The following is an 11,950-nucleotide window of genomic DNA, read 5'->3' on the forward strand; positions in this document are numbered from 1 at the left end:
ACGGTGCTGCCGCTGGGCGCGAACGACCAGCAGCCCGCCTACGCCTACGCCGAGGGCGTGACGCTGGCGGTCTACGCCTTCGCCGACGGCGACGCGCGCACGGTGACGATCCCGACCACCACCGGCGCGGTGGCGGCCACCGCCACGGTGCGCCGCACCGGCGACACGCTGACCGTGGCCTGGGATGGCCCGGCGGGCTGGGCGCTGCGCCTGGTGGGCCAGGCCGCCACAGCCGCCCAGGGCGGCACCCTGGCCACCGAGGGCCGCGACACGCTGCTGACCCCGGCGGCGGGCGTCAGCGAGGTCGCGATCACCCTGGCCTAGCACTCACGAGCAACACGCCTGCTTGGGCCACATCCAAGCAGGCGTGTGTCCACCCCCAGCGGTCGTTCATCAACCCCCAGCGGTCGTCCATCAACCCCCAGCGGTCGTCCATCAACCCCCAGCGGTCGTCCATCAACCCCCAGCGGTCGTTCATCAACCCCCAGCGGTCGTTCATCAACCCCCAGCGGTCGTCCATCAACCCCCGGCGGTCGTCCATCAACCCCCAGCGGTCGTTCATCAACCCCCAGCGGTCGTTCATCAACCCCCAGCGGTCGTTCATCAACCCTGACCAACCTTTCTGCAACAAAAAACGGGTGCGGCGGAAGAAGATTCCGCCACACCCGTTTTCTCTACCTTCGGTCTTATCCCAGCCCTAGCGCACGTAGATCACCGGCTGGGGCGGGGTGGCCATGCCGTTGCCCAGGAAGAAGCTGGGGTGCGGCGGCTGGTTGTAGGCCGTGTTCTGCCAGGCGATCGCCACGCGGTACTGCGGGTCGTGCATCAGCGTGAAGATGCGCTGTGTCGTGACCGCCGTGGTGGTGTAGATGCGCAGCGCCGAGCTGTCGGTCTTGCGCCACACCACCTCCTCGCGCCAGTCGCCTAGGATGTCGGCGCTGAGCGCAGGGGTGGACTTGGTACCGTTGTTCGAGGTCACGTCGCTGCCGGTGAGCAGGCGGGTGGAGCCGCTGGTGCCGTACTTGTCGATCTTCACGCCATCCAGCAGCTCGCGCACCGGGTCGGCATCCCACCAGATCAGGAAGTTGACCGAGGGCGGCTGGCCACCCACCACCGCGCCTGCCGTGTTCATGATCCCGCTGCCGCCCGCGATCCACGACTCGGCACCCGGGCTGCCCGCGTAGATGTCGCCCGAGACGCCACGGCCTGTGTCACCGCTGGGGGCAAGCTGCCAGATGATCTTGCCAGTCTTGGCCTCGGCGAACCAGGCGGCGGGCTTGGATGAGTCCTCGCTGATCTTGAACACCTCCAGGCCTGCGCGGCTGGGGTCGAGGTCGCCCACGTGCATGGCGTCGCCGTGGCCGTAGCCGGTGTTCCACAGGCCCGTGCCGTTATCGTTGATCGCCATCGCGCCAAAGATGATCTCGTCCTTGCCATCCTGATCCACATCGGCCACGCTCAGGTTATGGTTACCTTGGCCCGCCCACGAGCTACCCGCGCTGTTGCTGTCAAAGGTCCAGCGCTGGGTCAGCCTGCCGTCGCGCCAGTCCCAGGCCACCAGCACCGAACGGGTGTAGTAGCCGCGCGTCATCACCAGGCTGGGGCGCGTGCCATCTAGATAGGCGATGGTCGCCAGGAAGCGGTCGACGCGGTTGCCGTAGCTGTCGCCCCAGGATGAGACGGTGCCGCGCGCGGGCAGGTAGTTGGTGGTGGCCATGGCCGCGCCGGTCTGGCCGTTGAAGATCGTCAGGTACTCCGGGCCGGAAAGCACATAGCCGCTGGAATTGCGGTAGTCCGCCGAGGAGGAGCCGATCACGGTGCCCACGCCATCCCTCGTGCCGTCGGCGGTCTTCATAGCCACCTCGGCCTTGCCATCGCCATCCAGGTCGTAGACCTGGAACTGGGTGTAGTGCGCCCCGGCGCGGATGTTGCGGCCCAGGTCGATCCGCCACAGGCGCGTGCCGCTGAGCTTGTAGGCGTCGATATAGACGTTGCCGGTGTAGCCCGACTGCGAGTTGTCCTTGGCGTTGGATGGATCCCACTTCAGCACGATCTCGTACTGGCCGTCGCCATCTAGGTCGCCCACGCTGGCGTCGTTGGCGCTGTAGGTGTAGGCCACGCCGTCGGGCGTGGTGCCGCCTGCTGGGATCTGCAGCGGCACATCCAGGTAGCCGCTGCCGAAGGTCAGCGAGGCCTCGGATGCGGCCTGCTCGACGCCGCCGACCACAGGCCGCACGGTGTAAGAGCTACCCGCCGCCGCGCCCACATCCAGGTAGTTGGTGGAATTGGTGATCGGCGCGCTGTTCAGCTTGGTGCCGCTGCGGTAGAGGTTGAAGGCGACATCGGAGGGATCGGTGCCCAGCATGCGCCAGCTCACAAGGTTGTTGCTGCCGCTGCGCACGCTGATCAGGCCACGGTTCAGCTTCTCCATCTGGCGTGCGTTGCCGGGGATGGCGGTGGGCGCGGGCGTTCTGGTGGGCGTGGCCGTGGGCGCGGGCGTCCTCGTGGGCGTGGCCGTCGCGCCGATGGCGGTGGGCGTGGCCGCCACGGGGGTGCTGGTGGCGAGCGCGGGCGTGGACGTCGCACCGGTGCCGCCGCACGTCACACCGTTCAGGGCGAAGCTGGCCGGGGCCGCGTTGGTGCCGCTGAAGGCGGCCTGAAAGCCAAAGCTCTGCGTGCCGCCGGTGGGGATGCTGCCGTTGTAGCTCACGTTGGTGGCCGAGACGGCCTTGCCGCTCTGGGTCACGCTGGCGTTCCAGGCGCTGCTGATCGCCTGATCGCCCGCGAAGCTCCAGGTCAGTGTCCAGCCGCTCAGCGCCGCCCCGCCGTTCGTGATCGTCACATTCGCCGTGAAGCCGCCCGACCACTGGTTGACCTCGTAGGCCACCGCGCAGCTGGCCGCCTGGGCGCGCGGCGTCGCGTGGCCCAAAAACGGCACCGTGGTGATCGCCAGGATGGCCGCCGATGTGGCGGACAGCGCATATCGAGCGCGTTTCGTCGTAGCCCAAAATGTGTTCATCGGTGGAGCACCTCTCTGTGTATTATGTTCCGACATCAGAGCACCCTACCAGCCGGGTGAATCTACCACCCGAGCGTCCCGGAAACGTCACGGGATGGATCACAATAGCGACATCGAGCGCCACACATTTTCACGAACAGCACTCCAAAGAACAAGACTCTGGCATCTCGAAGCATTTCTTTTGCCCAGATGCCAGAGTCACGATGAACTATAAGCAGTAGCTATTTGTAGGTGATGTCCGAGCTGCTGTAGATGCAGTAGGTGCCGTCGGCCCCGCTGCCGTTGGTGGTGGGCTCATCGCCGTCGTCGTTGCCGATGTACTTCTGGCAGATCACCAGCTTCTTCGAGCTGTCGTTCTTGATGGTGATGCCCGAGAAGCGCGCGGTATCGCCGTAGTTGGTGTTGATGCCCACCAGCGCCGTGCCGGGGTAGGTGGCGGTGATGTTCTTCAGCACCACGTTGCGCTTGTACTGCGTCGAGCAGTTGCCGCACGAGCGGTACAGCTTGCCGAAGTTATCGACCTGGAAGTTCTGGATGGTGAGCGTGCCCGCGCCGTTGTGCTGGAACACCTTGTCCGAGGCCTTGCGCGCGCCGCCGCCATTCACCAGGTAGGTGTTGGATGACGAGCTGCCCCGGAAGGTCGCCGCGTCCTCGCCCACATCCTCCCACCACACGTTCTCCAGGGTGCAGCTGCCCGCACAGTGCACGCCATCGGCGGCTGGTGCACCCAAGATCACGTTCTTCAGGGTCGCGCCTGCGGCCAGGTCGAAGATCGGATCCTGGCCCTCGTTCTGGCCGCCGCTGCCTAGATCGCCGGTGCCGTAGAAGCGCTTCATACCGCCGTCGTAGACCTGGCCCGACTTGACACTGATCGAGCTGCTCACGGGCTGCGAGCCGTTGGCCGTGGGCCAGCCGGTGGTCGGGGCGGTGGTGGCGGTGGGCGCGGGCGTCCTGGTGGGCGTGGCCGTCGCGCCAGTGGGCGTCCTGGTGGGCGTAGCGGGCGCGGGGGTGCTGGTGGCGGGCGCGGGCGTGGCCGTCGCACCGGTGCCGCCGCACGTCACACCGTTCAGGGCGAAGCTGGCCGGGGCCGCGTTGGTGCCGCTGAAGGTGGCTTGGAAGCCAAAGCTCTGCGTGCCGCCGGTGGGGATGCTGCCGTTGTAGCTCATGTTGGTGGCCGAGACGGCCTTGCCGCTCTGGGTCACGCTGGCGTTCCAGGCGCTGCTGATCGCCTGATCGCCCGCGAAGTTCCAGGTCAGCGTCCAGCCGCTCAGCGCCGCCCCGCCGTTCGTGATCGTCACATTCGCCGTGAAGCCGCCCGACCACTGGTTGACCTCGTAGGCCACCGCGCAGCTGGCCGCCTGGGCGCGCGGCGTCGCGTGGCCCAAAAACGGCACCGTGGTGATCGCCAGGATGGCCGCCGATGTGGCGGACAGCGCATATCGAGCGCGTTTCGTCGTAGCCCAAAATGTGTTCATCGGTGGAGCACCTCTCTGTGTATTATGTTCCGACATCAGAGCACCCTACCAGCCGGGTGAATCTACCACCCGAGCGTCCCGGAAACGTCACGGGCTGAAGAACCGCGCCGCAGAACTTCATTGGCGGCGAGGCCGGGGGATAAAGCCTTGGCATCTGGAAACTGGTTTTCCAGATGCCAGGGGCGAGGCCGCGCAAGCAGGCCGCTACTTGTAGGTGATGTTCGAGGTGGTGTAGAGGCAGTTGGTGCTGTCCGGCCCCTTGCCGTTGGTGGGCGGCTCGGCCCCGGTGTTGTTGCCGATGTACTTCTGGCAGATCACGATCTTCTTCGAGCTGTCGCCCACGATCGTGATGCCCGAGAACTTGGCGGTGTCGCCGTAGTTGCTATTGATGCCTACCAGCGTCTTGCCGGGCACGGTGACGGTGACATTCTTCAGCACCACATTGCGCTTGTACTGCGTCGAGCAGTTACCGCACGAGCGGTACAGCTTGCCGAAGTCGTTGACCTGGAAGTTCTGGATGGTGAGCGTGCCCGCGCCGTTGTGCTGGAACACCTTGTCCGAGGCCTTGCGCGCGCCGCCGCCGTTCACCAGGTAGGTGTTGGATGACGAGCTGCCCCGGAAGGTCGCCGCGTCCTCGCCCACATCCTCCCACCACACGTTCTCCAGGGTGCAGCTGCCCGCGCAGTGCACGCCATCGGCGGCAGGCGAGCCGATGATCACATTCTTCAGCGTGGCGCCTGCGGCTAGGTCGAAGATCGGGTCTTGGCCCTCGTTCTGGCCGCCGCTGCCCAGCGCGCCGGTGCCGTAGAAGCGCTTCATGCCGCCGTCGTAGACCTGGCCCGATTTGACCGGGATCGAGGCCGAGACCGCCTGGCTGGATGTGGGCGTCGGCCAGCTGGTGGCGGCATCGGCCATGGCCGACTCTGCGCCATTGGCCACGCCCGGCACCGCCGAGAAGACCAAAAGAAGCGCTCCCAAAGCGCCAACAAACGGCGTGATACGGGTGAGTTTCATGTCGCTCTCCTATGCTTGCAGGTTTGGTGGATCGGTTGCGGTTGCGATGCTCATCCTAGCTGCTGCGAGTCACGGCAGCGTCACGGGGGAGTGTATTTTTGCGCGGTGGACATGCATTTTTAAGACATTTTCAACAAAGCGGTCTCAGTCGACAGATCCTCGATTATTTATCATCCTCTGTCGGTATATCTTCACAATGCCACATTTTAAGTATCTTACCTAACAAAACATGAATCCTGTGCTATCATTTTCGCAGAGATTGTTCTACTATCGAAGTAATACACCTATGCTGCCTGCTCGTTCTGAGATAGAACTGTCATTGTGTCAAAGATTCAAGGTATGTTAGGATTGGGGCTGCACGCCATTTTTAATGGTGTACACGCTCTCTTGTTTTGTTGAAGGAATCGTATGCGCAATCTTCACAGCACTCTTTCCCAGCAGATCAGGCGCGGGCTTACGATCGCTATCGCCGCCACCATCGCCCTGGGGGCCAGCGGTCTGGCCAGCACCCCAGCCAAGGCCACCGCCGCCAACCCCTACCTGTTCCCCTACAACCAGGCCACCAACATCACCTTCAATATCAGCGATGTGACTGCGGCATGGCAGCAGTGGAAGGCCGCCACGATCACATCCACCAACGCGGGCGGCGGCATCAAGCTGCGCGTGATGGGCGGCACCGACAGCAGCAGCACCACATCCGAGGGCCAGAGCTACGGCATCCTGTTCGCCTCGATCTTCGACGAGCAGAGCACGCTGGATGGCCTGTGGCTGTACGCCCGCGACTACCTAGACAAGTACGGCCTGATGCACTGGCACATCTACAGCAACAACACCTACGAGGCCGGCGCGGCCACCGACGCCGACGAGGACATGGCGCTGGGCCTGCTGAACGCCTGCATCAAGGTGCAGAAGGGCGCGTGGCCCGCAAGCCCCAACGGCATCGACTACTGCGCCGCATCCAAATCGATGATCAACGCCATCTACCAGTACGAGGTGGACAAGCCCGGCAGCGAGCCAGCGGCGGGCCTGCCCAGCAACCAGGGCGGCGAGCTGATCCCCGGCGACAGCTGGGTGCTCAACGGCCAGTACCCCGAGGGCATCGTGAACCTCTCGTACTTCTCGCCAGCCTACTACACCGTGTTCGGCAAGTTCACCGGCAAGACCAGCGAGTGGAACACGGTGATCGCGCGCAACTACGCGATCACCAACCTGGCCCAGGGCAAGGCCGGCAACTGCTCGAAGCTGGTCTCGAACTGGAACCAGTACGACGGCGACCCGCAGGCGGTCTCGTGGCAGGGCGATACCTCGTACTACTGGGGCTGGGATGCGGCGCGCTTCGCCTGGCGCGTGGCCGTGGACAAGGCCTGGTACAACAGCGCCAACGCCCAGGAGACCGCCAACGAGCTGGGCGGCTTCTTCAGCAGCGTGGGCATCGGCAATGTGAAGGCCCAGTACAAGCTGGACGGCACCTCGCTCGACGGCTACCACAGCACCTACTTCGTGGCCCACGCCGCCTCGGCGATCTGGGCGGCCCCCAGCCCCAGCGCGGTAAGCTGCGGCGCGGCCTCTGGCTCGCTCAAAACCAGCCCGCAGCAGGCCTACAACGAGGTGCTGAACACCAAAGAGGCCTCGGGCGACGGCGTGTACTTCAACAACTCGTGGCGGCTGTTCGCTATGCTGCTGATGACCGGCAACTTCCCCAACTTCTACGAGCTGGCCAACAGTGGCACCGCCACCGCCACGCCGGTGACGCCGACCAAGACCACCGCGCCTACCGCCACCCCGACTAAGACCACCGCGCCCACCGCCACTCCGACCAAGACCACCGCGCCTACCGCCACCAAGACCACCGCGCCTACGACGGTCACCCCTGCGACCGCCACCAAGACAGCCCAGGCCACTGCCACCAAGACAGCCCAGGCCACTGCCACCAAGACAGCCCAGGCCACTGCCACCAAGACGGCAGCACCTACGAAAACGGCAGCACCTACGTCAACAAAGACCGCCGCACCCACGCCAACCAAGGCCGCCGAGGCCCCGCAGGGCAACGTGTACCTGCCGCTGATCGCCCGCTAGCATCGGGCAGGCATACAAAAACGGGGGAGCGCACTGTGGTGCGCTCCCCCGCTCGTTTTACCCGCGCCACCTAGCTGCCGATCGACACGCTGCCCTGCTCGTAGATGCCGCGCACGATCGACTCGATCTCCGGCTCCTCTACTGTCAGGTCGCGCACCGGGTAGCGCGCCGCCAGGTCGGCGATCAGCGCGGCGGCGGTGGTGGCCTCGCGGTCGAAGCGCAGCCACGTGCGCGCACCCTCGCTGCGCACATACTCGGCGCTGGGCGCGCTGGGGTGCGCTTCGGCCCCAGGGGCCAGCTCGATCACCAGGGTGCGCCAGCGCCCATAGTGCGCGCGCAGATCCTCCAGCCCGCCGTCGTAGATCACCCGCCCGTGATCGATCAGCACCACGCGCGGGCAGAGCCGGGTGATATCTTCCAGATCGTGGGTGGTGAGGATGACGGTCACGCCGCGCTCGCGGTTGATCGCAGCTAGGAACTCGCGGATGCGCGCCTTGGCCACCACATCTAGCCCAATGGTCGGCTCATCCAAGAACAGGATGGCGGGGTCGTGAAGCAGCGCCGCCGCCAGATCGGCCCGCATGCGCTGGCCCAGCGAGAGCTGGCGCACCGGCGTGTCGAGAAACGGCCCAAGCTCCAGCAGCTCGGTGAAGCGGCGCAGGTTTTCGCGATAGCGGTCGAGCGGGATGCGGTAGATATGCCGCAGCAGGTCGAACGACTCCACGGTGGGCAGATCCCACCAGAGCTGGGTACGCTGGCCGAACACCACGCCGATCGAGCGCACGTGCTCCACCCGCTGGCGGTGCGGCACCAGGCCATTCACCACCAGCCGCCCGCCGCTGGGCACCAGGATGCCCGTGAGCATCTTCATGGTCGTCGACTTCCCCGCGCCATTCGGGCCGAGGTAGCCGACCATCTCGCCCGCCGCAACCGTGAATGACACATCCTCGACCGCGCGCACCGCGGTGAACTCGCGGGCGAAGAGCGACTTCACCGCGCCAAAGCGCCCGGCCTGCCGCACAGGGCGGCTGAATACCTTCGACAGCCGATCAACCTCTATCAGCACCACGGGGTGCTCCTTTCTGGTGATTGGGATGGGGGCCAGCTATTCTAGCACCGCCTAGTGCTGCCAAGGCTCCACCTTTTGGCCGATTCAGGCCAGTAGATCGCGCAGCAGCAGCGCCACGAAGGCCACCGCCAGCACCGAGGTGAACAGCATGGTCACCAGGGCCTGCGGCTCGGCCAGCAGCTTCTGGAAGGTCGACCCGCCGGGGTGCAGCACCGCCTGCGCGGGGTTCTGGGGGTTGTAGTGCACCCACACCACGTCGCCCTCGTGGCAGCGCAGCGCGGCGAAGAAGCCCCGCCGATCCGCCGGGAGGCCGTAGGCGATGGCCGAGGCGTGGTAGTCCTGCCCGCCCACGTTGTAGGCATACTCGATCTTGGGGAAGCCGTGTGCGGCCTCGCCATCCTCCAGGCGCGAGGCCACCACCTGCCCACGCACCTTGGGCCAGGCCTCGCTGGCGCGGGCCAGCACCAGGCTGCGCCGGTAGGCCATGACCGTGCTGCCCAGCCAGCCGAACACGAAGATTCCGAGCATTATTTCAAGAAACATTACGACTCTGCCTTTCAGGCTACCCTGCTTTTATTTTGTGAGCAACCTATTATCTTTATTATGGCCGATCCTGCACCAGAAATCAGCAAACCAATGTATACTATAGGTCATCAATCCCCAATTACAGCGCCGCCAGAATCTGCCCCTGCCTTACAGCGCCGTAGGCGAACTTGGCCCCCTATGGTATGCGCTCGACGGACAGCGAGAAGAGAGAAGGAGACGCGAACCATGCAGAAGATCTTCGCCACCAGGGCCGAGACCACCATCACCGATCCGCCGTTCATCCACACCCTGTTCAGCACCACCGCCTTCGCCTGGCTCTGGCTGCTGCTGCGACTCTTTGTGGGCTGGCAGTGGCTCTCGGCGGGCTGGGGCAAGCTCAGCGGCGGTATGTGGGCCACAGGCGCGCCGCTCAAGGGCTTCTGGGAGCACGCGCTGGCCACCGACGCCAACGGCAAGTCGGCAATTACCTACGACTGGTACCACGCCTACATCCAGTTCATGTATGACAACGGCTGGTACACCTGGTTTGCCCACGTGGTGATGTGGGGCGAGATCCTGATCGGCCTGGGCATCATCCTGGGCGCGCTGGTGGGCATCGCCGCCTTCTTCGGCGCGTTCATGAACTGGAACTTTATCATGGCGGGCGCGGCCAGCACCAACGGCATGCTGCTGGTCCTGATGATCATCCTCGTTCTGGCGTGGAAGGTGGCCGGGTGGTACGGCCTGGACCGCTGGCTGCTGCCAATGCTGGGCACGCCCTGGCAGCCCGGCCAGCTGTTCCAGCCCAAGCCCGCTCAGGCCAGCCCGGCCACAAGCTAGGCAGCCCTGTCGGGGGGCGGCGCGGTGGCAGAGGGGGCCAGCCGCGCCGCCCTTTTTTGTTGTAGGATGTGGGCCACATCCACCACAACACAGAAGGGTTTCCATGATCTCCCGCCGCGCGCTCCCATTCATCGTGCTGCTGATCGGAATCTTCGCCGTCGCATCGTCGTCTATCCTCATCCGCTTCGCCCAGGGCCTCGGGGTCACATCCACCAGCATCGCGGCCTGGCGGCTCATCCTGGCCGCTATCATCCTGCTGCCGATCGCGCTGACCCACGGGCGGGCCGAGCTGCGCCTGCTGGGCCGCCGCGAGCTGGCGCTGGGCGCGGTGGCGGGTCTCTTCCTCGCCCTTCACTTTATCACATGGATCAGCTCGCTGGAGTATACATCGGTGGCGTCTTCGGTGGCGCTGGTCTCCACCAACCCGCTATGGGTGGGGCTGGCCTCGCTGCTGATCTTCCGCGAGCGGCTGAGCAGGCTCACCATGGCGGGCATCGCGCTCACGGTGGGCGGCAGCGCCCTGATCGGCCTGAGCGACAGCGGTGGCCACGGCGCGGCCAACGCGCTGCTGGGCGACGCGCTGGCGCTGCTGGGCGCGATCTCGGTCTCGATCTACTACCTGATCGGGCGCGAGCTGCGGCGCACGCTGGGCACGCTCAGCTACATCTGGCTGGTATACAGCAGCGGCGCGCTGGTGATGGTGGCGATTAGCCTGCTGGGCGCGCTGGCCCAGGGCCGCGCGCTGGCCAGCCTGGCGCAGTTCCCGCCCATGGGCTGGGCGCTGCTGCTGGGCCTGGCGCTGGGGCCGCAGCTGATGGGCCACACCATCTTCAACTGGGCGCTGCGCCACTTCTCAGCCACCTTCGTCACCATCGCGCTGCTGGGCGAGCCGATGGGTTCGGCGCTGCTGGCGCTGCTGCTGTTTGGCGAGCCGTTCCAGCCGCTGCAGCTAGCGGGCTTCGCCGTGCTGCTTGGCGGCATCGCGCTGGCCACCGTGGCCGAGCGCGCCGCCAAGGCATAAAAGAACGAATACCACGAAGACGTGAAGATCTTTTACCACCAAGACACCAAGACACCAAGAGGCGAAAAGATCTAAGAAAGAGCGATAGGCCAGCCTTACCCACCCGGCCCATCCGGCGAAGGTGTCGCTCATGTTTTGATGACCATATGCACGAACACCAGCCGCCTGGGAACAGCACAGGAACGCCCAAAATTGGGGGTTCGAAGGGGGCCACGCCCTCACATGGTGTCGCTTTTCACGGGCGTTCCTCTGCTTCTTTGGCACAAAAACGTGATCGGCTGCCAATGATCCACATTGCCGACACCGACCTCGATCCAATGCCCGCCATGCCCCACCACGATGTAGGGGCGGATCTGGTGTCCGCCCCATCGCGATACGCCGCCCGCATTGAACACCAACCGATGAACACGGCGCGTGGCAATGTGCTCCACGCCGTGTTCATCGCGCGCAGCGCGGGCGGGCACGAGACCCGCCCCTACGTCACTAATTCCGTCGCGCGCATACCTAACCACTACCCATGACAACCACCGGACATGCCCTGGCACACCGGAGCACATATTTTGCCGCTGGAAATGAATCACCGAGGTTGTGCCGACAAGCGCTGTGCCAAATCGCTTGTGGCGCATATGCTAGGCAAGATGGAAACCTCCCGATCCCTTTTCTCGCCTTCGTGCCTTCGCGACTTCGTGGTAAAAAGCTGCGGTGGTAAAAACAGCGCAGGGCGGCGAAGTTTAGGCGGATGCTCTATAATTCCAGCGTTGTTGAAGCGCCGCAGGCGGCCATGCCCTCACATGGTGTCACTTTTGGGAAGTGTCAGAAGTACACTTTCCAGCGAACGGGCATGGATAGACCGAACGCGTGCTGGCGGTTTTGCCACGCGATGGCCAGGGTGAACAAGCTGCACTGCCATT

10 protein-coding genes and 1 pseudogene are annotated in these 11,950 nt (G+C 65.0%); 4 read left to right on the forward strand and 7 right to left on the reverse strand.

Annotation, left to right across the window (positions count from 1 at the left end; all coding sequences use genetic code 11):
- Positions 1–203: 203 nt before the first annotated feature.
- Positions 204–308, forward strand: a pseudogene (locus F8S13_27325) (ABC transporter permease).
- Between the two features lie 2 nt (positions 309–310).
- Here the strand turns inward: F8S13_27325 and F8S13_27330 are convergent.
- The 4 genes from F8S13_27330 to F8S13_27345 form a co-directional block, all read right to left on the reverse strand.
- Complete coding sequence (locus F8S13_27330; protein KAB8139628.1) at positions 311–604, reverse strand: hypothetical protein; 294 nt, start codon at positions 602–604, stop codon at positions 311–313.
- Positions 605–697: 93 nt separating this feature from the next.
- Entirely contained in the window at positions 698–3,019 is a 2,322-nt protein-coding gene (locus F8S13_27335) for a rhamnogalacturonan lyase (GenBank protein KAB8139629.1), read from the reverse strand.
- Positions 3,020–3,240: 221 nt separating this feature from the next.
- Positions 3,241–4,494 (reverse strand): pectate lyase, encoded by a 1,254-nt coding sequence (locus tag F8S13_27340; protein KAB8139630.1) that lies wholly within the window; start codon positions 4,492–4,494, stop codon positions 3,241–3,243.
- A gap of 204 nt (positions 4,495–4,698) precedes the next feature.
- On the reverse strand, positions 4,699–5,508 hold the full coding sequence (locus F8S13_27345; GenBank protein ID KAB8139631.1) for a pectate lyase: 810 nt from the start codon (positions 5,506–5,508) through the stop codon (positions 4,699–4,701).
- Positions 5,509–5,916: 408 nt separating this feature from the next.
- Between F8S13_27345 and F8S13_27350 the strand changes: the two genes are divergently transcribed.
- Positions 5,917–7,584: a glycoside hydrolase gene (locus F8S13_27350; GenBank protein KAB8139632.1), complete on the forward strand. Its 1,668-nt coding sequence runs from the start codon at positions 5,917–5,919 to the stop codon at positions 7,582–7,584.
- Between the two features lie 70 nt (positions 7,585–7,654).
- Here the strand turns inward: F8S13_27350 and F8S13_27355 are convergent, their stop codons facing one another.
- Both F8S13_27355 and F8S13_27360 read right to left on the reverse strand, forming a co-directional pair.
- On the reverse strand, positions 7,655–8,653 hold the full coding sequence (locus tag F8S13_27355) for an ATP-binding cassette domain-containing protein (protein KAB8139633.1): 999 nt from the start codon (positions 8,651–8,653) through the stop codon (positions 7,655–7,657).
- An 84-nt stretch (positions 8,654–8,737) separates the two neighbouring features.
- Positions 8,738–9,196, reverse strand: a complete 459-nt coding sequence (locus F8S13_27360; protein ID KAB8139634.1) for a DUF3592 domain-containing protein — start codon at positions 9,194–9,196, stop codon at positions 8,738–8,740.
- Positions 9,197–9,424: 228 nt separating this feature from the next.
- On the opposite strand from F8S13_27360, the gene F8S13_27365 reads away from it, so the two are divergent.
- Together F8S13_27365 and F8S13_27370 are read left to right on the forward strand one after the other, a co-directional pair.
- Complete coding sequence (locus F8S13_27365; GenBank protein ID KAB8139635.1) at positions 9,425–10,018, forward strand: DoxX family membrane protein; 594 nt, start codon at positions 9,425–9,427, stop codon at positions 10,016–10,018.
- Positions 10,019–10,121: 103 nt separating this feature from the next.
- Positions 10,122–11,039: a DMT family transporter gene (locus tag F8S13_27370; protein KAB8139636.1), complete on the forward strand. Its 918-nt coding sequence runs from the start codon at positions 10,122–10,124 to the stop codon at positions 11,037–11,039.
- Positions 11,040–11,257: 218 nt separating this feature from the next.
- Here the strand turns inward: F8S13_27370 and F8S13_27375 are convergent, their stop codons facing one another.
- Positions 11,258–11,470 (reverse strand): hypothetical protein, encoded by a 213-nt coding sequence (locus F8S13_27375; protein KAB8139637.1) that lies wholly within the window; start codon positions 11,468–11,470, stop codon positions 11,258–11,260.
- Positions 11,471–11,950 lie beyond the last annotated feature (480 nt).

It is taken from the genome of Chloroflexia bacterium SDU3-3, assembly GCA_009268125.1.
Taxonomy (GTDB): domain Bacteria; phylum Chloroflexota; class Chloroflexia; order Chloroflexales; family Roseiflexaceae; genus SDU3-3.

Excerpts from the sequence above, each read along its gene's own strand:
- F8S13_27330 (KAB8139628.1), bottom strand. The coding sequence starts at position 604 with ATGAACGACCGCTGGGGGTTGATGAACGACCGCTGGGGGTTGATGAAC.
- F8S13_27335 (KAB8139629.1), bottom strand. The coding sequence starts at position 3,019 with ATGAACACATTTTGGGCTACGACGAAACGCGCTCGATATGCGCTGTCC.
- F8S13_27340 (KAB8139630.1), bottom strand. The coding sequence starts at position 4,494 with ATGAACACATTTTGGGCTACGACGAAACGCGCTCGATATGCGCTGTCC.
- F8S13_27345 (KAB8139631.1), bottom strand. The coding sequence starts at position 5,508 with ATGAAACTCACCCGTATCACGCCGTTTGTTGGCGCTTTGGGAGCGCTT.
- F8S13_27350 (KAB8139632.1), top strand. The coding sequence starts at position 5,917 with ATGCGCAATCTTCACAGCACTCTTTCCCAGCAGATCAGGCGCGGGCTT.
- F8S13_27360 (KAB8139634.1), bottom strand. The coding sequence starts at position 9,196 with ATGTTTCTTGAAATAATGCTCGGAATCTTCGTGTTCGGCTGGCTGGGC.
- F8S13_27365 (KAB8139635.1), top strand. The coding sequence starts at position 9,425 with ATGCAGAAGATCTTCGCCACCAGGGCCGAGACCACCATCACCGATCCG.
- F8S13_27370 (KAB8139636.1), top strand. The coding sequence starts at position 10,122 with ATGATCTCCCGCCGCGCGCTCCCATTCATCGTGCTGCTGATCGGAATC.